Source organism: Priestia megaterium NBRC 15308 = ATCC 14581, from assembly GCF_000832985.1.
GTDB lineage: Bacteria > Bacillota > Bacilli > Bacillales > Bacillaceae_H > Priestia > Priestia megaterium.
The window spans coordinates 4,575,271-4,595,229 of sequence record NZ_CP009920.1 but is presented as its reverse complement, the minus strand read 5'-3'; the positions used below and the strand labels follow the sequence as shown (position 1 = coordinate 4,595,229).

Genomic DNA, 19,959 nt, shown 5'->3' with positions numbered 1-19,959 from the left:
GCTGAAAGGCTCTTTTTTTACTTTTAACTTACTTTTTTCATTTCTTTATTTGTTAATCGACTGTGTTTACGAGAATAACCGACATATACAACTATACCAAGCACAATCCATATGCTAAAATACAGCCATGTTGTTTTAGGAAGATTAATCATTAAAAATAAACAAGATAATACAGATAAAATTGGTAAAACAGGTACAAACGGCATTGTAAATCCACGTTTTAAAGTTGGGTGCGTTTTACGTAAGATGATAATGCTGACGCCCACCATGCCGAAAGTTAAAAGAGCTCCGATATTTGCTAAATTCGCAAGTTCTTTTAGATCAATAAATCCTGAAATTAACGCTCCGATAATCCCTACTAGCCAAGTAGAAAGAGTCGGAACTCCCGTTTTCTCATTTGTTTTAGCAAATGCTTTTGGCAGCAAGCCGTCGCGGCTCATTGAGAATAAAATGCGTGTTGCTGCATAAATGTAGGCGAAAATAACAGCCATGATTCCAATGACGGCTCCTGCAGCAATAACTCCTGCCACTGCATTTTGTCCTACTGAATGGAGAACATAGGCCATTGCTTCTGGAACATTCAATTCCTTGTACGAAACAACTCCAGTCATAACAAGGCATACTGCTACATAAATAATCGTGCAGATCACAAGTGAACTAATAATTCCAATGGGCAAATTGCGCTGCGGATTCTTTACTTCTTCTGCTGATGTAGATAAGGCATCAAAACCTAAGAAAGCAAAAAATACGGCCGCGCCCCCTGTCACAACACCTTCAATTCCATAAGGCATAAAAGGTGTCCAATTAGACGGTTTTACATAAAAAGCTCCTACAATAATAAAAAGAAGGATAATAAACAATTTAACAAGCACCATAAAGTTATTCACTTTTTTACTTTCTTTTGTTCCTCTTGAAAGCAGCCATGTAATAAGAAGCGTAATACAAATAGCAGGAAGGTTCACTAGACCTCCATTTGCAGGGATCGTAATCAATTCTTTTGGCAGCGAAAAACCAAAGCCTTCTAAAAAGTTGTTAAAATAAGAAGACCATCCGTTTGCTACTGCTGACATTGTTAACAAATAGACAGAAAGCAACGTCCATCCCATTAAGTGCGCTACCACTTCGCCGATGGTTGCATATGTATAGGTGTAAACGCTCCCAGATACAGGTATAGTTGAAGCAAATTCCGCATAGCACAGCGCTGCAAAACCGCATACAATAGAAGCCAATATAAAAGAAAAAATAACGGCTGGTCCAGCATCGTTAGCAGCTACTAAGCCTGTTAATACTAAAACCCCCGTTCCGATTACGGCTCCAATACCAAGAAGAGTCAAATCGAATGCTCCTAATGTTTTGACTAGAGATTTGTTTTGACTTTGTTCTAATAATTGCTCGATTGACTTCTTTTTAAATAGTTTTCCCATTGCACTCTCTCCTCTCTGTTGCCACTCATCCATTAAAAACTTGAAAATAACGCCTTTTCCCATTTGCCTGCGCGTTTTCACTTCAGATACAGAAGTAATTATATAGAAATAATTACTAACTTGTCTATTAGTATACTAATATCATTATATATATTTCAAGAGTTTTTGTAAGCGATTTCTTAGTATCGCTCTATTTTGGATTTATAAACTAAATAAAGAGGTTATCATTGTGCTTATGTATAATAAATTTGAATAAAAATAATATTCTAAAAAATTACTTTATATGTTTTTAGATAACTTTTTTACTAACTATCTTCAGATATAAATTCCTGACATAGAGATTATTTACAGAACGATGAATGTTTTATCTTACCGGGTGTTATAATGATGAAAACTGAAGTGTATGAAGGGCGGAGAAAGATGATTAACTTACTTATTGGCTGTATTTTACTAGCATTAGGAGTATACTTTATGTTTAAATTTCTTTTTTACTCTCCTTCTAAAAAGAAGCGAGATCAGCAAAACATGAACAAACCATCAGGTGAGGCTTCAGCTTCATCCCGTACAAACGATTCGAATGGAATAAGATAAATTTTTTTATAAAATACCGGCGTTTGTCTAAGGCAAAAGTTATACTGCTGATATATATTATCTTATACCCTTCTAGTTCAATATTCCCTTCATTTTGGTGTGAGACAAAATGAAGGGAATCACTATCCGACTTAAAAAATCAGATTTTTCTATTTAGTAAGGTAAATAGCTTCAACAAACTCTGTTTGAATTCTTTTCTTTATTCAAGTGTACAGCTGCCTCTTCCACACTTACTGTTCCTATATTTTTCTTCCCGTGCTTTCGCATAGCAAGCGATTCATTTTCCACTTCTTTATCTCCTATCACAGCCATATAAGGAACTTTCAGCATTTCTGCTTCTCGAATTTTCAGCCCTATTTTTTCAATGCGATCGTCTACTTCAACACGATACCCTTTTAACTCCAGCTCGTGTTTCACTTTATATGCATATTCCACGTGTGGCGGTGCAATAGGCAATAGTTTGAGTTGAACAGGAGCTAACCAAAGAGGAAATTGGCCTTCGTAATGTTCAATCAAGATGGCCATGAATCGCTCAACGGAACCGTATATAGCGCGGTGAATCATTACGGGACGATGAGGTTTATTGTCTTCTCCAATATACATACAGTCAAACTTCTCCGGCATTAAGAAATCAAGCTGAACTGTTCCGCACTGCCAGCTTCGACCTAAGGAATCTAAAATATGAAAATCAATTTTCGGCCCATAAAAAGCTCCATCTCCTTCATTCACCTGATAGTCTAAGCCTTTTTCACTTAACACAGATTGAAGCGACTTTTCTGCTTGGTTCCATGTTTCAATATCTCCCATGAATTTTTCAGGTCGTGTGGATAGCTCTACTTTGTAATCGAAGCCAAAATGTGAGTAAAAGTCATGGATAAACGCTAGAATGCGGCTAATCTCAGCTTCAATCTGACTGAGTTCTACGAATAAATGAGCGTCGTCCTGTGTAAATGAACGGACTCTTAGCAATCCGTTTAAAGACCCAGAAAGCTCGTGACGATGAACTAATCCAAGCTCTGCGTATCGAATCGGAAGTTCTCGGTAGCTTCTTCGCTTGCTGTTAAACAATAAAATGGCTCCCGGACAATTCATCGGTTTAATCGCATAGTTTTGTTTGTCAACATTTGAAAAATACATATTCTCATGATAATGCTCCCAGTGCCCTGATTGTTCCCAGAGTTCCTGTTTCATCATGATGGGTGTTTTTATTTCTTGATAGCCTGCTTTATAATGCTTTTGTTTCCAATAATTTTCTAACTCATTTCGAATAATCATTCCGTTAGGTAAGAAAAATGGCATACCAGGAGCTTCTTCCATCGACATAAACAGCTCCAGTTCTTGACCTAACTTTTGATGATTTCGCTTTTCTGCTTCCACTTGTTTTGACATGTTCATTCCTCCAATATATTTTTATTCAACAAAAAAACCGCACTCATCCCTAGTAAAGGGACGAATGCGGCCGTGGTACCACCCTAATTCCGTAAAATACTCATACGTATTTTACGCTTAAAAAGATAACGGTTTTACCGGTTGCGGTTTCAGTGTATACACATTCCCCGCCGCAGCTCCAAGGTGGTAAATTCATTTTGTTTTCTAAGGGCTCTCAGCCAGTGACCCTATTCTCTGTAAAGAAAATCCAAAAATGATTCATGTCCTTTTCATTGCTTGTATATTCATTTTTTCTACATAAAAAGCCGCACTCATCCCTAGTGAAGGGACGAATGCGGCCGTGGTACCACCCTAATTCCGTAAAATACCTATACGTATTTTACGCTCAAAAAAGATAACGGTTTTACCGATTGCAGTTTCAGTTATGCACGTTCCCTGCAATAGCTCTAAGGTGGTAAATCAGATGATTTCTTAAGGGCTCTCAGCCAGTGACCCTATTCTCTGCGAAGAAAACAGCATCTAATTCATGTCCTTTTCATTGCCAAATACTGTTTATTAGTTGTTAAAAGCGATTATAGTGTATAAATTTAACAAAAGTCAAGAAGTAATTTTTTATTTTTTAATGGTATAGAATTACTTTATGCTTGAATTTTTGAAAAGTTACTTAAGAATATACGGACTTAAAAAGTTTTTTATTATACTATTAACGACTACATTTCATTCTTATTTTTATAGCAATAAAGGCGAAAAAGAAAGATGCTATAAGTCCTTATTTGGTTTATCTAAGCGGAATTAACGAAGTGAAACCAATACTATCCCAAACCAGAACAAGTAACATATCACAAGCATCATCAGGTTTTTTTATTTATATATTAAAATATTAAATACACCTTTTTATGCTCACGCAAATGTTTGACTTCAATCCGTAGAAACTATTTTTTATCTATCTTTAGACGGAAGCTCATCATGCATGCTTTCACTTTGGGGAAAAATCCGTTTTTTCCTGACTTGTTCTTTAAGAATAACGTCAAGCTGCCGCTGAATTTTCCTTGTTTCATTTGTCGAAAAATACAGGTGAGCCAGATTTACTGTTTCTAACGGATCCTTGGTCAAATTGTACATTTCAATTTGATCAGGAACACGATTTGTTTTAAGGGTAGCAAAACTCACAGGGTAACCTTCATATTGCTCTCCGTGAATAAATTCATCTTTTTCGTCATCTGCTGACCAAAATTGCAGATTATCATGATAGCGAGCGTATTTCCAAATTTCCTTTCCTGCCGCTGACGAAAACTCGACAATGACCGCTTGAATATGATTAGGCTGAACAACTGACGGGTAGCTTTCTCCTAAAAAATTTGTTTGGTGAAGTCCTTTTGTCGGGTCATCATCTGTCATGAAGAAAATCGCTGTTTCCTCTTGCTCAGCACACGTTTCTCCTCGAAGTATACCTGACAGGTCTCGCCCAACAAATGGATGTACTTCCGTATGACTTTTTTGTAATTGCTTTTGAATAGCGGAAGCATCTATATTAGCTAAACTAAGCATTGTCGGGATCAAGTCAAGGTGGCTAGTCAGTGTGTCTGTACGTTGATAACTAGGAAACAAACGCTTGTTATGAATGAGAAGCGGAACGTGAATAGATTCTTCATACATGTTGTACCATTTTTGATGTAGTCCCCCGTGAGCTCCAAGCAAATCACCGTGATCAGACGTAAAAATAATAATTGTATTTTCATAGAACGAAGATTGTTCCATGGTCCGAAGAACTTTTAAAATTTGTTTATCAACATTTTTTTGCAGCTGATAATACAAGCGCCGGTAGAAGCTAGAATTTGGGGTTGGCTGCAGCGCTTTTGGATAGATATATTTATAGCTGCTTTGAGCGCTAGGCTTTGTTTGTAAAGGTTCTCTAATGGTAGGTGGCGGATCGATGTTTGGAATCGTCTCATCAATAGAAAACTGAAACATAGGAAGGTGTTTGGTAATCGCTCCGAACAGCGCAATGTCATGCGGGTTCACAAATGAAGCTACCATGAGCCAAGGCTGCGCAGGCGCTTGATGTTCTAATCGTTGAATAAGCTCTATGATTTCCTCTGCATATATTTCGTCTCGTCCGCTCACTCCAATGGCCGCAGATGAACCAGAATTGCGCGGATTTCTCCCTTCCGGTTCCGGACCAATCCACCCTGAAAAACCAAACTTTTCAAGCTTATTAGCCCGTTGATAGAGGCATTCTTTCTCTGGATCCGGTATTCCTGTTTGCATCTGATAGCTAGAAAAAACGTTATGTGTTCCTGGAATTAAGATGTTCTCATCAGAAATATGCCATTTTCCTTTATAAAAGGTTTGATACCCAGCCTTCTTAAAATACTCTCCCATCGTCGGGACGGTATTAGGCTGCAGCCAAAACATATCAGGATCTTGTGACTTCTTTGCGATACCTTGCGTTTGCGTAACTCCATGCAAGGAAGGGTATTGTCCTGTAAACAATGTAGCTCGACTTGGTGAACAAGCTGTAGAACCGACGTAATGACGAGTAAACTCCATTCCATGCTGTTTTAAAAATTTATGTGCTTTTAAATGCTTTTTTCTCCACTTTTTTAGTTCTTTACTTTCATATAAGGGTGGAAATCGCTCCTCGTCCACGATAATCAACAAAAAATTAGGCTGTTTCTGCATGTTTACTCCTCCGCGTGTTTATCAAATTTTCTGTATTGATAAACTATGTAAAAAGCACTTTTTTTAGAAGAACGGAGTACAGTTCATGTCTTTTTATACCCACACAAAAAAAGACTTGGAGGATTTCTCTAAGTCTTTCATAACTCGTTTCAATACGATATTCCTTATTTTTTGTAAGCTTTTAGCTGCTGATTTCGTTTATAGGTGCCAATGATACTAGGTATACCTACAATTATACTTATCATAAAACTCCACATCATGTAGCGCCAATCCCCTGTAAAAAGCGCTATTCCCATAAAAAAACGAGCTGACCAGCAAGAGCTAACCATGAAGCTATCCAAGCAAACATCATATTCTCTTTCACGTTATCACCTCATATTTTTAATTATGAATGACTTTTTATATTTCACCACGAAATTCTAATTTTGAAGGTTGTTCTACTGTTTATTTTATGTACATAACTGAAAAAGCTAATAGCAGCGCGCAGCTATTAGCTTTTTCATTATTTTGCAAATACATGATTTCCTATTTTAATTGTTTCTTGTTTTTGGCGCAGCCATTGATCTCCCGTTTTATCAGGATTAAAGAAGAATAATGAACCTTTTCCTTGACCTTGGAAGTTAATTGCTTCTTCTACAGCTTTTTTTGAATCTTTGTCTGCAGGTTTATTAATTTGACCGTTGCTGACCGGACTATACTGACCTTTTTGATAAATAACACCTTTTACAGTGTCTGGGAATTTGCTGCTGTCGACTCTATTTAATACAACTGTCGCCACGGCTACTTTGCCTGCATAAGGCTCTCCTTTGGCTTCGGCTGATACGAGACGAGCTAATAATTCTTTATCATTTTTATTTACTTGAACGTGCTGTTCATGAGCGGGCGCTGCAGCAAATGCTGAGTAACCTGCACCAAAACTTGGGATAAGCATTGCTATAGCGATTACTAGTTTCTTTATCATAAAAATAAAAAGCCTCCTTGCTATTTCTTGACGTGGTTCATATGCTAGCAGAAAGATAAGAGTCTTTCATTGCAAAAAATTATCCAGTTCCAAAAGAAATTGTATATTATCGTATTTTTTTTAGCATATAAAAATATAACTTTACTGATTAAATATGAGTTGCCTTTCATTCTTTAGTGGTTTATGATGTAATAATACAAATAATAATGATTACGATTTATAAAAAAGATTTTAAGAAAGGATTGATTATTTGGCTAAAAAATCAAAGATCGCAAAGGAAAAGAAGCGACAGGCACTTGTTGAAAAATACGCTGAGTTAAGAAAACAGTTAAAGGAACAAGGAAATTATGATGAACTACAAAAACTCCCGAGAGATTCTTCGCCTACTCGCCTGCATAACCGCTGTGAGGTAACGGGAAGGCCTCGCGGATATTTGCGTAAGTTTAAACTTTCTCGAATTGCTTTTAGAGAGTTAGCTCACAAGGGACAGCTTCCTGGAGTGAAAAAATCAAGCTGGTAAATTTCTAATTAAATAAAGGCAGCCTTTTTGGCTAAAAAAAGAAGGAACATGCTCTGTAAATCGTAATCATTACTTTTAGTAGGAGGAATTAATATGGCAACATGGAACTTAGATACAACGAAACATCACGTTCTCATTTGCAATGGAAGCAGCTGCAATCGGTTTGGAGCCGAAGAAGTTACACAGGCGATTCGAAGTGAGATAGCCAATCAAGAATTAGATCCATACATACACACTACTCGCACTCGATGTAATGGTAGATGCCACGATAAATGCGTCGTCATTTCCTATCCAGACGGTATTTGGTATAAAGATGTGAAACCTCAGGATTCACAAGAGCTTATTAACTCATTAAAGAAGGATCAGCCTTTTGTGGAAAAAATAAGCCATACTTTTTGCGAAGAAGGCTTTCAGCGAACAGAAGGTACTGTGAAAGGTATCTCAAAAGAAAAAGAAACCGTCATCAAAGTGTCTAAAAAACTTTAATTTACAACAGCGAGAACATAGCCCTTGTAAGATTAACCAACGAACAGAGAAACATCATTAAAAATATCTATTTGTTCTCTCTGATTCACCTGTTACTTAATCTAAACACCAAAAGCCGCTTCTGGTGAACAGGGCGGCTCTTGTCATCTTTAAATATTTAAGAAATTATATTTTCCCTGTTTCAAGTATGGTATTTGAACTGTATATTTTCTTAACTACTGATGAAAGAATGTGGATTCCTTTCTTTAACTCCTCATCTGTAGCAGTAAGACTTATACGAATACACTCCCGGTTGTGAGAAGAAGATTGGCTGCCGTGAAAGAATGAGCCGCCTGGTACTACAATCAAGTTTTCTGCTTTTAATTTATTGTATAGATCGCTATCACTGAAAGGCAAACCTTCTAACCAAAGCCAGCCAAATAACGAACCTTCCGCTTTGTGCAAATACCAAGGAATATCATCCGGCATACATGTAGTTAAAAGGTTTTTTAAATAGTCATGTTTTTGTTTATAATGAGTTCTTATATAGTTAGCTGAAACTTCAGGTAACTTCCCGCTTTTTAAGGTGTTAACCACCATTCTTTGCCCTAGCCTAGAGGAGTGAATCAACATATTTGATTGAAATGCTTCCATTACTTTTATGAAGTCACTTTTTCCTATAGCAATTCCTATTCTCTCTCCAGGCAATCCGGCTTTAGAAAGACTCATACAGTGAATGATATTATCATGTATGATTGGATCCATTTTAATAAAATTAATAGCAGGAAAAGGCGGTGCGTAAGCTGAATCAATTAGCAATGGAATGTGATAGTTCTTGCAAACTTGGGATATAAGCTGTACGGCTTCTTCGGAAAGGATGTTGCCGCTTGGATTATTAGGTCTTGATAATACAACAGCTCCGATGTCTGGGTCCTGAGCTATTTTATCTTTAAATGCTTGTTTGTTAAATTCATAACGAAACGTATGATGATCAAGCTTTGAAAGGATAGGAGGAATTCCTTCTATTACACCTTCCTCGAGTGCGACTCCGCTATACCCAGCGTAATCTGGCAGCATAGGTATTAATGCTTTTTTTACTCTTCCTTCTTTACTTGTACCGCAAAACGAATTTAAAGCTAAAAAAAAGAGATTTTGACTTCCCGACGTGATCAAGACTTGTTCTCTGTCCAGTTTAATACGATAATTCGTAAAGAAGTATTCTCTTATGCAATCAATTAATTCATGCGTACCGTAGCTAGAACCATATTGGCTAATCAAATTTTTTAATTGTTTGTCGTTCACAATATCTCTTAAAGCTTCTTCCCACATTTCATAAACTTGAGGGAGGATGGCGGGGTTGCCAGCACTTAAATTCACATATTGATTGAGATCGGAATTGAGCACCTCTTGGATGTCATGCATAATAGCGCGAACGCCTACTTTATTAGTCATTTTGTTTCCTATTTTACTCAAATGCAAAGCAGTCACTAGTGCACCTTCTCCTTAAAGATTATGGTCATCGAATAGTAAGTATGGGACTTCAATCTTTTTATTTTGCTGATTAATAAAGTAATTGTCCGGGATAATAAATTTATCATCGTTCTCACTAGGTAATAAGTATTTTCGAACATAATGTTCAGCTTCTTCTTTATAGTCAAGGTCCCTTTGAATCGTTTCAAGTTCTTCAATTTCTTTTACCAAAAGATCCAGTTCTTTTAAGCATATGTCTAAATCTAAATAAGCATGGTCTCCTTTTCGGGATATTGAACGCCCATTTGCAACTAGCCAGCTAAAAAGAAAAAAACCTGTTCCAGAATCAAAGTTTCGAGGTGCATTATGCTGACTAGGGTATCTTAAAAGTCGTTCAAAGAGAACAAATTCCGTTATCTCTTCCCAAAAAGGATATTTTCTTTTATGAAGAGTCAGCACCGTCTGGCAATCTACTTTAACTTCTTCTAGTATGCCTGCAAAAAAATTCATTTTCGCCTGTATATGTTGGTCAAAAGGTTTATTTCCGCAGTGATGGTAATAATCATGCAGATATCCCCAGATTACCCTTGCCTGATAAGTGTCTTCTCTATTCATAGTATGAGATTTAAAGTTGAAATCAGGAAAGATAGAAGACGCTCTTTTTAATGTATCCTCATTGTATATGCTGTGAAATTTATTAAAGAAAAATATCGCGAAGTTTTGACTTGTTACCTTTTCTTTTGTTTTTACATTCTCAGGGAAAAATACAATACACTTTCCTTCCATAAATCCTTGAGTACCAGCCAACAGCTTTAAAGATTCACATCCATTTTTAGGATGAGGAAGGTCTGCTTCGATGGATTTCATGATTTCAGGTTCATCGCGAACAGCGATAAAGGCTTCTAAATAAAATCCTCTTTTTGTAGGGCCATTAGGCGTTACAATCGGTCCTAAAAAGAACGTCGCTTCCCTGTTTGCAGGCGGGCTATAGGCAATTAGCGTTTGATCAAAGTAAGGAGACTGATCGAGTCCTCTTTCAATCCACTCACATACGTCATTTTTTAATGCATTCCACACTTCAGGTAAGTTTAAAGAGTTATATATTGTTTCAGTTTCTGCAACTACTTTTAATAAGAGCTCTCTAGCTTTTTCGTAATTTCTTTTGACCTCTCCATTTGGGCCCTGATATTTTCTTATCTCATATAGAGCAGGTACTATTTTATCGTTTAATAACTCCACTAAACTTTGGGTATGATTTTTTGTTAACATGATTAAAACCCTCCTTTTTTAGAACAGCTACTTAGCAGAAATATTTTTAGATGATTTAAGAGTAGAGTTATTTGTGTTTTTCTCTATTTGCTTTTTCAAGTTAATAAATATAACCCCTGCTATTACAAACGCTGTACCTATATAGACCTGTTTGTTTAATGTTTCACCTAAAAAGACAAATCCTACATATAAGGCGATAACCGGTGAAATAAATAAATGCGCCGTTGCTTTTGATATATGCCATTTTTTTAATAAATAAATATTAATAGAAAACCCCACGACCGACCCTATAATGGCCAAGTATAATAATGAGATAAGACTAATCCCAGAGAAAGTGCGGTTTCCATTTTCTACAAATAGACTAACAATCAGTAAACAAACGCCTCCACTTAGCATCGAAAAAGAATTAAAGGTCATAATAGGCAAGGATTTTATGCGAGATTGAACTTGAACAGTTATAAAAGCAGAACCTAGCATAGCCATTAAAATGACGATCATGGCTACTATTTGAATCACATTTCCCTGTATAAACAGCTGATTTCCAAATACAACGCTCATACCAATTAAGCACATGACTACACCTAGCTTTTGTCCTTTTGTAGCTGGTGTTCCTTTAAATAAGCGATTAAATAAAAGAGCAAACACTGAAATGCTGGCAGCTAAAACGGAAACAAGCCCGCTTGGCAAATAGACGGATGCCCAATAAACAGAACCAAACGGTAGAGCAAAGTACAAAATTCCGTTTAATACTGAAATGATTACTACTTCTTTTGAAACGGCCATTTTTTTTGTGAGTAAGAGGTAGAGGGCAATTATTAAACTAGCAATTAAAAACCTCATACCTGCTGACCATAGAGGCAAGCTATCCTTTAATCCAGTCTTTTGAAAAGCCCATGTCGTTCCCCCGATGACCGCTAATAGACAGAACAAAAGATGTACATGAATACGGGTTAATTTAGAAATCACTGTTTCACCTTATTTCTTTTTTAAAGTTAAGCCTATTTTCTTCCATGGAGCGTAAAACACATCGGCACTTCTCCAAAATCTTTTACAACTGTTAACCCCTGCTCGTTAGCGGCTTTACTCGTTGTAATACATGCGTCTACCTTTCCTTCTAAACAATCAATCGCCGCTTGAGCATTACTATTTACTAACTGAACATTGGGACTGATGGAATGAGCTAAATCAACAGGGGCAGGATGTGAAGCAATTAAAAGGTTATTGGTTGTTATCACCTCTTCTTTTGAGGCAAGCACCATGTTATACGTTGGCATAATAAAGCTATCTACTAGCTCTAAACTAGTTAAATTTTTGAACACAATATCATGTAAGTAAGGATATACTGCGCAGCCTAGAAGAGCAGAACTCTCTGTTTCTTTCACATGAACTAAAGCTTCTTCCAACGTTTGATGCAAAAAGACCTGACCTTGTATGCTTTGGCGTTCGAACCACAGATAGCCTGCTTTTTCACAATTTGTTCCTTCAGGCCCTAAGGTATGGATAATGCTAATTTTTTGAAGCTGCTTATTTTTCTTACTAGACGACTCTGCAACTATCATAGCCTTTGATACCCCCTATGCGTTTACTTTATTTTTATAAACGATTTTTACTTTGTTATCTAAATAGCTGTAATACTGCTCACAGTCGGAATAAGATTCATGAGTGGTTAAAATAAATCCAGGGTACCCTGAAAAGTGCGGATATGGTAAAATGTCTGTCCCTTTAGTTATAAATTGAATAACTCTTTTTACTTCAGTATCTCTACGCACGTCTTCTAAGCCTCGAATTTCTTTAAAAATCCCATGACCTTGCACAGGGATAATGTAGTTGCCCACCACTTTCTTTCGTTTTCTTTCATTTTTTAATACAGGAGGTTTTAACCCTAATACATAGTAAAAAACTAGCTCCATATAGTTAATACCTGTACTTTCTTTTACAATATAATGAGAAATCCCAGATCCTCCAATGCGCGCTCCTATTTCAATTACATAAGGTTTTCCTGCTGGGTCCAGGCGTAATTCAATATGAGCCGGGCCATTATCAATTCCTAAAGCATTTGCTGCTCTAGCTGCTTCTTGTGCAATAGATTGCCAAACGTTTTCTTCTAGCTGAGCTGGAGCTATATAAACACCTTCTTCAAAGAAAGGTCCTTTGGAATTTCCTTTATAACCTATAGAAAGTACATAAACTTCTCCTTCTACAGAAAACGTCTCAATAGCAAACTCTGGTCCGTCTATAAATTGTTCAATTACCATGCCCGTTTTATTTTTTGTGAATTTACTTAGGTCTTCTTCATTTACGCGTCTCACTTTTTCTATGCTGTCAATCAGTTCCTTTTTATTATTCGCTCGTGATACACCTTGACTGGAAAATCCGTTAGAAGGTTTTACTACGACAGGATAAGGCAGTGAAAGATTCTTTAATTCCTCCGTGTTTTCAACCTCTTTAAAATACGGAGTGTTAAGATCATTATCTTTTAAAACCTCTCTCATCTTCTGTTTGTTGCGACAGTTACTAATCACAAATGGCGATAAACCGGGTAAGTTTAATTCTTCTGTCAGCTGAGATACAACCTCTAATGCAGGCTCGTATAATGTCATAATGCCGTCAAAAGGATTTTTGTGATGCTCTGCTTTAATAATCTCAAGAGCTTTGTCTGGGGTGTGAAATAAATCGATGGGTATGAAATTTTGTACGTTTTTAAGATGCTTAGGTTCTACTTCTTCTTGGTTATAAAAAAACGTCACTTTAATTCCGAGAGCTTCTGCTTCTTCAAAAATAAACGGTAAATATGTATTTTGTAACACAACTGCTAGATGCTTATTTTGTAACGGCATTTACTTCCCCCCTACTTTTAAACAGCTCTTCACTGTTCGATGACTAAATTCTAATGACCACTTCATATATTTGTCAATTTAATTTTATATAACATTAGGAATATATATAATATTTGATATATTAGTAAAAAGTAAAGAAAAGAATGGTTTATAGGATTAATACTAAAGCAAAATTAAAAGCAGGAATTTTGCTATTTGATTATAAAGATATTTTTAGAAAAATTTAATGAGAATTTTTCTAAAAAAAGGAAAGGTCGACATAGATTCAACCTTTCTTTTTCTATTTTTTATTAAAATAGATATTAACCATTTATAAAGTTACATCTTTTTCAGCCATCTCATTTAGTATTCTTTTTAATGCAATGTTGGGGTTTAATGCGGGATCCTTTATATGCTGAACTAAATGTTCAGCACTTTCACTGATTTCTTTTTCCGTAGCAACAACCGAATTGTATTGAACAAAGTGAGTAAGAAACTTCATGCCTGTTAAGTTAGCCGTTTGTTGCAGCGGTTTTGTTAACTCACTGATCGTATAGTTGTTATAACCTCCTGCTCTGTATGACTTTTGCGGTCCCCCCACTGAAATTGCCAACACAAATTCCTTTCCGTGTAGTTGAGTACCATTCGTACCGTAGGCCCAGCCGAAAGTTAACACATCGTCCAACCATTTCTTCATTAACGGAGGTGTACTATACCAGTAAAAAGGAAATTGAAAAACGATGCGGTCATGCTTTAATAAAAGCTCTTGTTCTTTTTCTACATCAATTTCCCAATTTGGATAGCGCTCATAGATATTATTAACTGTGACATCTTCCTTCTCTAATTGCTTCATCCACGCTTTATTAACGTTAGATTCTGCTAAATTAGGGTGAAATATATTTACTAATACTTTCATTATGATCTCTCCTATACTGTGTATGATCTTTATAGTACGGAGATGATTTTCACTTAAACATCTCCTCTTAAATCGCTTTACACGTTTATTTTAGAAGATATTCAAGTCGTTTTCTTGTACAAAATTCGGTTATTTTTGTACAAAATTTTGTTTACACTTAAGGGGGGACATTCCGGTTATTTTCTTAAAATACCTTGAGAAATGGCTTTGATCTGTAAAGCCTAATCCATAAGCAATTTCACTAAGCGGTAAACTAGATCTTTGCAATTTTTCTTTTGCTCTTTCGATCCGAATCTTAAGCAAGTATTGATGGGGCGTTACGCCTAGCGTTTGTTTAAAGCTGTTAATGAAATGAGAGGAACTTAAATTAGACAAACGAGTTAACTTATCTAATGTAATTGATTCAGCATAGTGGTCTTGCATGTATTCCATCGCTATTTTTAAATGCTCAAGTCCTGGATCCTTACCAAGGAAATGGGACTGACTATCGTTATGCTGTTTTAAAATCTGATAAATAATTAAATTTGTAACTGAGTCAATGTACAGTTTTCCTTGAGGATTCCCCTGTTCGACTTCTTCGCTAAGCCATAAAAGCAGCTGCTGCATTTTATAATCTTGATTTCTAAGGTAATAGCTTAAATCAAGCCTAGAAGATAAGTTTTCTTTATCAGCTATTTCTTTAACGGTTTGAGGATCTAACTCAACACGCAAAAAAGATAGCGGTTCTTTCCATTCGCAAGTGCTGTCAGCTCCAGCAGGAATAAAGTTAATATCATTTTTAAAAGCTACTCCTCCATGAAAGCTATCTGCTACTGTTTCTTGAATCGCAACAGGCTTAGCGGTACGGTGAAGAAGAAGCAAATGTTTATCCAGCGTTTCACGTGCTTGCTGAGGCTGCACGTTTTCTGCTTTTATAATTTGAACATTTTCTTGTTTTTGACTCAAGATGTCCTTTGAGTTAAACTTCACTTCTTTCATATTGCGCTCCTTTTTCATAGATATATCCATTTTTACTTTCTTGTTTGAATTTATGTGAACCCTTTTTGTTTACTATATCGAAAGAGAAAATAAAAAGAAAAAGAAGTGAACTTATAATTCACTTCTTTTTTTGACGTAGCATTTATTTCATAGGCTGCAAATGATTATTAGCTTTTTGTTTGGCATCACGCTGAACGAAAAAAATGATGCAAAGCGCCAGAAGATATAAACATGCAAAAGCTGTTATGTACCAAAGTGCTGAGGTGATTCCGCTTACATCCATAGTAAAGCCAATAAGTGCAGGGAAAACAGCTCCTCCAAGCCCTGAAAAACCAGTAATTAAACTTGTTACAATACGAGCAGATCCAGTAAACGTATGGTTAGCATATACCATCGTTATCGAATAGATACCTGACATTGCAAGTCCTAAAAACCCTAATAAAATATAGCCTGCTACTGCTTCTTTTAACAAAATAAACAGCACTAAACTCACAATTGTTCCTCCAATGCTGCCAAAAAGATAACGTTCGTATGTAACAACTCGAATAATCCATCCAGTAGCCACTCGTCCTATTAGCATGGCCACCCAAAAAACGCTTATGCTCAAAGTAGCCTGTGACGGAATTACATCTAGATACGCGATAAAAATAGACGAAAGAAAATTATTCATACTGCTTTCTACTCCGGCATACATAAAAATCATCACACTAAAAAGAGTAAGTATTTTCCATCTTTGATTTTTAGCAAGCACAGGCGCAGGTTCTGAGTTGGCGTCTGAAGCTTCACTTTCTGAAGTTAAAACAGTCTCTTTTTTAAAAGAAATCATTTTACAGACCACAACCATTAGTAAAGCTAGTACACTCGTTATAAAAAATGAAAACCTCCAGCTGTTCTGTGAAATCAATAAGCTAGCTACTAACGGCATCAACAGCGCACCTAGACCAAATGACACTTCTAAATAACTCATAACAATAGCTCTTCTACCGATAAATACTTCCATCATTAAAGTAGCTACAACTACTTCCAATGCGGCTACACCAATACCGTTTAAGAAATTGAATGCAATAATCCACTCAAATGGAGGCAATAAAAGCATACCTATTTGTGATAGCGCTATCATTAGTGCAGAAACTGTAAGTAAATTCATTTCTCTGAAGCGTCCTAATAGAAAAGAAGATAGCGGAACTCCTATCAAAAATCCTAAAGAACCTAATAATACAAGCTGCCCGCCAACTGTATAGGACACATGATAATGTGTTAACAATTGCGGTAAGACGGACCCTACGGCTGTAATGACTAATCCGCCCAGCAAATAAAGCGCATATGAAGCTAGCGCAAACTTTTTCATCTCCCCACTCCCTTAAATTCTCTAAAACTTTCTTTCTGTACTTAATTATAAAGGTTTTTCTTTGGTTGTTAACTGAAATTTGAGAAAAAACCATTCTTCCTGCTCTACTTAATTTCCAGTCATTTATAAGATAAAACAAAAAGAAGAAGACAGATGTCTCCTTCTTTTTGTTTTTCACTTTACAGTGACGCTTTTAAAATAGCTAAAATATCATCTTTATTTAGTTTTTTAAAGTTACCGAAACCTCCGTACTCCATTTCACGAGCAGCAATTCCAGCAATTTCGTCTAGTCGATCTTCTCCGATATCGTAATCTGCTAAGCGAGAAGGTGCACCAAGGCTTGACCAAAAAGCGCTTAGTTTATCGATTCCTTCTAATGCGATTTCTTTGTCGCTTTTACCTGCAGTTTCAATATCGAACATGCTTGTCATTACACGCTTCATACGAGTTACATCTTGATCTACAACGTGTCGCATCCAATTTGGGAATAGGATTGCTAAACCGCCTGCATGAGGAATGTCATATACCGCTGATACCGCGTGTTCAATTGTATGTGAAGCCCAATCGCCAAAGTAGCCCATTTGAAGTGTTCCGTTTAATGCGATTGTTCCGGAATATAAAATCGTTTCGCGATGCTCGTAGCTTTGCAGATCTTCTATTAATTTCGGCGCTGTTTCAATTACTGTTTGTAATACGGAATAGCACATACGATCTTGTAAAGGCGTGTTTTTCACGTTATGGAAATATTGTTCGAACACGTGGCTCATCATGTCTACCATGCCGTAGATAGTTTGATCTCTAGGAACAGACATTGTGTTCACAGGATCTAGTATAGAAAATACAGGGTGCGTAACGGCACTTCCCCAAACGTATTTTTCATTTGTTTCCCAATTCGTAATAACAGAATCAGGATTCATTTCAGAACCTGTTGCTGCCAATGTTAATACCGTTCCAAACGGCAGTGCTTTTGTAGCCGTTACTTTTTTGTTAATAATATCCCAAACGTCTCCTTTATACTCAGCTCCGGCAGCGATTGCTTTTGTGCAGTCAATAACGCTTCCTCCGCCGACTGCTAACATGAAGTCAATGTTTTCATTTCGGCAAATTTCAATTCCTTTTCGTACCGTAGATAGTCGAGGATTTGGCTCTACGCCCGCTAACTCATGTATATTTACGTTTAACTCTTTTAACAGCGTAAGAACTTGATCGTATAAACCATTTTTCTTAATGCTTCCTCCGCCGTATACAAGTAAAATATTTTTTCCATATTTCGGGAGTTCTTCTGATAATGCTTGAAGCTGATCTTTTCCGAAGATTAATTTTGTGGGATTATGATAAATGAAATTTTCCATACTATCTGTATACCTCCTAGTTGAATATAAAATAAATTGTCGCATTACGCGAACAAGAATGTAAGTATAAATGTAAAACAAAAATTTTTCAAGAGTTAAGTTCTCAAATCGCGTACTTTATTTTATTAAGTAATTAAAACGAAGAAAATGGCTTCTTAGATATAAAAAAGAGAGCAAGTAAATGCTCTCTTTAAAGTTCTTTATAAGCCATTTTTCTATACGTAACAAATCCTTCTTTTTCGTAAAAGCTTTCGGCAATCGTATTATCATTCCAATAATCTAACTCAATTGTATTGATGTCGTTTGTACGAGCAATGCTATAAATTTCTTTCATCAAACTCGAACCAAACCCTCTGTTTTTATAGGGTTCTGCGATGTTTATTTGATGAAGATAAATTGACTTGTAAGTCTTTTTAAACACTGTCTCTGAATACTGCTTTATTTCCAGCCAAGCGAATCCTACATGCTGACCTTCATCTTCTCCTAAAAGAAAGATAAATCTATCGTCTTTCATCACTTTCTTAAAAAATTCATGTATCTTCTGAAAATCATATGTTTGAAAGCGCTCGGGGTATAATTCTACATGCAGTTGATGAACAGACTGATTAAGCTTGGCAATTTTACCAGTATCGAAGGTACGGCTAATCTTCAATTTTTTCTCTCCTATATATCTCGTATTTAGCAATGATCGTTATGAATTTATTTCGTTTAATATAGCCGGTGCGTTTGAGGTAAATAACAGATAGTTTTTATTGGTCGTTTTTATAAAGATGCGGTCAGTGGTTCCGTACGGAGGGCCAATTCGAATGGCGTTTGCTTCTTTACCCCCGTACGTGTCATCTTCCGTTACTTCAAGAATGTCTTCTAACGGAATCGTAAAGTGTGAAAGCTGCCATTTTATAATGAGATTATCATTTATTTTTCGGACACTGATAGTTGGTGTAAACATTTTATACATCCCCTTTGGTTTCTATTTTCCCTTCCTTCTTCTAGCAAAAAACAAGTTCATTTCCCCTTAACTTTCTAGCTGTGCAATGTGTTCTTTTATCCTTAAAATTGCTTCTTTCGGACAGCCTTGAAAATAACCTCCATGGTAACAAATAACATGCTCAATGTCGTAGTGTAAGAAGTTTTCTAGTGATTGAACTGCTTGGTCCATATTTAAGGTCGTTTGTTTAACAGGTCCCATTAATCGTCCATTTGCCAACACTAAAGCATCTCCAGCAACCAGTGTTTTTGATTTTCTTAAATAAAAACTTACATGCCCAGGCGTATGTCCAGGGGTAAAAATCGGTTCAATGCCTTCACAGTATGGGAGCATTTGACTCCTTTTTAATACTATATCTACGTCAACTTTTGGAGGGTTTTTATAAAAAGATTTTATTTCATCAGGTATAGCTGCTAGTTCTTCGTTACTCATTTGACTCGCATTCGTTTTAATAAGCGGAAGTTTCCCTTCAATATACGGCTTATCAAATTCATGAGCATATACGATAATATTTTCATTTGATTTTTTTCGTATATCAGTCGCACATCCTATGTGATCTAGATCTTGATGCGTTAGAAGAATTACTTTTAGCTGTTCAATAGATATATTCAATTCACTTAAGGCCTCTCTCAGTTGATCGGTTTGCCCAGGCATTCCTGTATCAATTAGAATAGCTTCATCGTTATTCCAAACTAACGTAGGATTTAATATTATATTTTGGTCAAAAGCTCTGGCAGTCAACTGTAGCATTTCAACACCTTCTGAAATTCTCATCACAAACCCCTTTTCC

Annotated in this window: 19 protein-coding genes and 2 other annotated features; of the genes, 3 read left to right on the top strand and 16 right to left on the bottom strand. The window is 36.3% G+C overall.

Annotated features, from left to right (window positions below; genetic code table 11):
• Nucleotides 1-23: 23 nt before the first annotated feature.
• Nucleotides 24-1,424 carry an amino acid permease gene (locus tag BG04_RS23550; protein ID WP_034652003.1) on the bottom strand — a complete coding sequence of 467 codons (1,401 nt, stop codon included), beginning with the start codon at nt 1,422-1,424 and terminating at the stop codon, nt 24-26.
• A gap of 384 nt (nt 1,425-1,808) precedes the next feature.
• On the opposite strand from BG04_RS23550, the gene BG04_RS23545 reads away from it, so the two are divergent.
• A complete protein-coding gene (locus tag BG04_RS23545; RefSeq protein WP_026106588.1) occupies nt 1,809-2,015 on the top strand; it encodes a hypothetical protein in 207 nt (68 codons plus the stop codon).
• Between the two features lie 171 nt (nt 2,016-2,186).
• Here BG04_RS23545 and thrS read toward each other — a convergent pair whose 3' ends face one another.
• From thrS to BG04_RS23530, 3 genes are all read right to left on the bottom strand, one after another.
• On the bottom strand, nt 2,187-3,404 hold the full coding sequence (gene thrS / locus BG04_RS23540) for a threonine--tRNA ligase (protein WP_016764150.1): 1,218 nt from the start codon (nt 3,402-3,404) through the stop codon (nt 2,187-2,189).
• Between the two features lie 53 nt (nt 3,405-3,457).
• Nucleotides 3,458-3,686 (bottom strand) — a binding site (T-box leader).
• 39 nt (nt 3,687-3,725) lie between these two features.
• Nucleotides 3,726-3,952 (bottom strand) — a binding site (T-box leader).
• 391 nt (nt 3,953-4,343) lie between these two features.
• A complete protein-coding gene (locus tag BG04_RS23535) occupies nt 4,344-6,086 on the bottom strand; it encodes a sulfatase family protein (protein WP_034652008.1) in 1,743 nt (580 codons plus the stop codon).
• 502 nt (nt 6,087-6,588) lie between these two features.
• Complete coding sequence (locus BG04_RS23530; RefSeq protein ID WP_025751889.1) at nt 6,589-7,047, bottom strand: cell wall hydrolase; 459 nt, start codon at nt 7,045-7,047, stop codon at nt 6,589-6,591.
• 250 nt (nt 7,048-7,297) lie between these two features.
• Between BG04_RS23530 and rpsN the strand changes: the two genes are divergently transcribed.
• Nucleotides 7,298-7,567: a 30S ribosomal protein S14 gene (rpsN, locus tag BG04_RS23525; RefSeq protein ID WP_013083197.1), complete on the top strand. Its 270-nt coding sequence runs from the start codon at nt 7,298-7,300 to the stop codon at nt 7,565-7,567.
• Nucleotides 7,568-7,660: 93 nt separating this feature from the next.
• Nucleotides 7,661-8,053: a (2Fe-2S) ferredoxin domain-containing protein gene (locus BG04_RS23520; RefSeq protein ID WP_034652012.1), complete on the top strand. Its 393-nt coding sequence runs from the start codon at nt 7,661-7,663 to the stop codon at nt 8,051-8,053.
• A 165-nt stretch (nt 8,054-8,218) separates the two neighbouring features.
• On the opposite strand, the gene BG04_RS23515 is transcribed toward BG04_RS23520, so the two are convergent.
• From BG04_RS23515 to BG04_RS23460, 12 genes are all read right to left on the bottom strand, one after another.
• Entirely contained in the window at nt 8,219-9,520 is a 1,302-nt protein-coding gene (locus tag BG04_RS23515) for a valine--pyruvate transaminase (protein ID WP_034652015.1), read from the bottom strand.
• A gap of 15 nt (nt 9,521-9,535) precedes the next feature.
• Nucleotides 9,536-10,771, bottom strand: a complete 1,236-nt coding sequence (locus BG04_RS23510) for a DUF6421 family protein (protein WP_034652018.1) — start codon at nt 10,769-10,771, stop codon at nt 9,536-9,538.
• Nucleotides 10,772-10,798: 27 nt separating this feature from the next.
• Nucleotides 10,799-11,737: a DMT family transporter gene (locus BG04_RS23505; protein WP_034652020.1), complete on the bottom strand. Its 939-nt coding sequence runs from the start codon at nt 11,735-11,737 to the stop codon at nt 10,799-10,801.
• 32 nt (nt 11,738-11,769) lie between these two features.
• The gene (locus BG04_RS23500; protein ID WP_016764142.1) at nt 11,770-12,330 is read right to left on the bottom strand and encodes a hypothetical protein; all 561 of its coding nucleotides are present in this window, start codon (nt 12,328-12,330) and stop codon (nt 11,770-11,772) included.
• A gap of 15 nt (nt 12,331-12,345) precedes the next feature.
• The gene (locus BG04_RS23495; RefSeq protein ID WP_034652022.1) at nt 12,346-13,608 is read right to left on the bottom strand and encodes an ATP-grasp domain-containing protein; all 1,263 of its coding nucleotides are present in this window, start codon (nt 13,606-13,608) and stop codon (nt 12,346-12,348) included.
• A 310-nt stretch (nt 13,609-13,918) separates the two neighbouring features.
• Entirely contained in the window at nt 13,919-14,503 is a 585-nt protein-coding gene (locus tag BG04_RS23490) for an NAD(P)H-dependent oxidoreductase (protein ID WP_034652023.1), read from the bottom strand.
• 129 nt (nt 14,504-14,632) lie between these two features.
• Nucleotides 14,633-15,481, bottom strand: a complete 849-nt coding sequence (locus BG04_RS23485; RefSeq protein WP_051975599.1) for a helix-turn-helix domain-containing protein — start codon at nt 15,479-15,481, stop codon at nt 14,633-14,635.
• Nucleotides 15,482-15,623: 142 nt separating this feature from the next.
• On the bottom strand, nt 15,624-16,829 hold the full coding sequence (locus BG04_RS23480) for an MFS transporter (protein WP_034652024.1): 1,206 nt from the start codon (nt 16,827-16,829) through the stop codon (nt 15,624-15,626).
• A gap of 179 nt (nt 16,830-17,008) precedes the next feature.
• A complete protein-coding gene (locus tag BG04_RS23475) occupies nt 17,009-18,181 on the bottom strand; it encodes an iron-containing alcohol dehydrogenase (RefSeq protein WP_034652027.1) in 1,173 nt (390 codons plus the stop codon).
• Nucleotides 18,182-18,371: 190 nt separating this feature from the next.
• Complete coding sequence (locus BG04_RS23470; protein ID WP_034652030.1) at nt 18,372-18,833, bottom strand: GNAT family N-acetyltransferase; 462 nt, start codon at nt 18,831-18,833, stop codon at nt 18,372-18,374.
• A 39-nt stretch (nt 18,834-18,872) separates the two neighbouring features.
• Nucleotides 18,873-19,130, bottom strand: a complete 258-nt coding sequence (locus BG04_RS23465; RefSeq protein ID WP_034652033.1) for a SunI/YnzG family protein — start codon at nt 19,128-19,130, stop codon at nt 18,873-18,875.
• A 66-nt stretch (nt 19,131-19,196) separates the two neighbouring features.
• Nucleotides 19,197-19,943: an MBL fold metallo-hydrolase gene (locus BG04_RS23460; RefSeq protein WP_034652037.1), complete on the bottom strand. Its 747-nt coding sequence runs from the start codon at nt 19,941-19,943 to the stop codon at nt 19,197-19,199.
• Between the last annotated feature and the right edge of the window lie 16 nt (nt 19,944-19,959).

Excerpts from the sequence above, each read along its gene's own strand:
- BG04_RS23535 (WP_034652008.1), bottom strand. The coding sequence starts at position 6,086 with ATGCAGAAACAGCCTAATTTTTTGTTGATTATCGTGGACGAGGAGCGA.
- BG04_RS23490 (WP_034652023.1), bottom strand. The coding sequence starts at position 14,503 with ATGAAAGTATTAGTAAATATATTTCACCCTAATTTAGCAGAATCTAAC.
- BG04_RS23465 (WP_034652033.1), bottom strand. The coding sequence starts at position 19,130 with ATGTTTACACCAACTATCAGTGTCCGAAAAATAAATGATAATCTCATT.
- BG04_RS23475 (WP_034652027.1), bottom strand. The coding sequence starts at position 18,181 with ATGGAAAATTTCATTTATCATAATCCCACAAAATTAATCTTCGGAAAA.
- BG04_RS23510 (WP_034652018.1), bottom strand. The coding sequence starts at position 10,771 with ATGTTAACAAAAAATCATACCCAAAGTTTAGTGGAGTTATTAAACGAT.
- BG04_RS23485 (WP_051975599.1), bottom strand. The coding sequence starts at position 15,481 with ATGAAAGAAGTGAAGTTTAACTCAAAGGACATCTTGAGTCAAAAACAA.
- BG04_RS23520 (WP_034652012.1), top strand. The coding sequence starts at position 7,661 with ATGGCAACATGGAACTTAGATACAACGAAACATCACGTTCTCATTTGC.
- BG04_RS23545 (WP_026106588.1), top strand. The coding sequence starts at position 1,809 with ATGATGAAAACTGAAGTGTATGAAGGGCGGAGAAAGATGATTAACTTA.
- BG04_RS23550 (WP_034652003.1), bottom strand. The coding sequence starts at position 1,424 with ATGGGAAAACTATTTAAAAAGAAGTCAATCGAGCAATTATTAGAACAA.
- thrS (WP_016764150.1), bottom strand. The coding sequence starts at position 3,404 with ATGTCAAAACAAGTGGAAGCAGAAAAGCGAAATCATCAAAAGTTAGGT.
- BG04_RS23495 (WP_034652022.1), bottom strand. The coding sequence starts at position 13,608 with ATGCCGTTACAAAATAAGCATCTAGCAGTTGTGTTACAAAATACATAT.
- BG04_RS23460 (WP_034652037.1), bottom strand. The coding sequence starts at position 19,943 with ATGAGAATTTCAGAAGGTGTTGAAATGCTACAGTTGACTGCCAGAGCT.
- BG04_RS23480 (WP_034652024.1), bottom strand. The coding sequence starts at position 16,829 with ATGAAAAAGTTTGCGCTAGCTTCATATGCGCTTTATTTGCTGGGCGGA.
- BG04_RS23530 (WP_025751889.1), bottom strand. The coding sequence starts at position 7,047 with ATGATAAAGAAACTAGTAATCGCTATAGCAATGCTTATCCCAAGTTTT.
- BG04_RS23500 (WP_016764142.1), bottom strand. The coding sequence starts at position 12,330 with ATGATAGTTGCAGAGTCGTCTAGTAAGAAAAATAAGCAGCTTCAAAAA.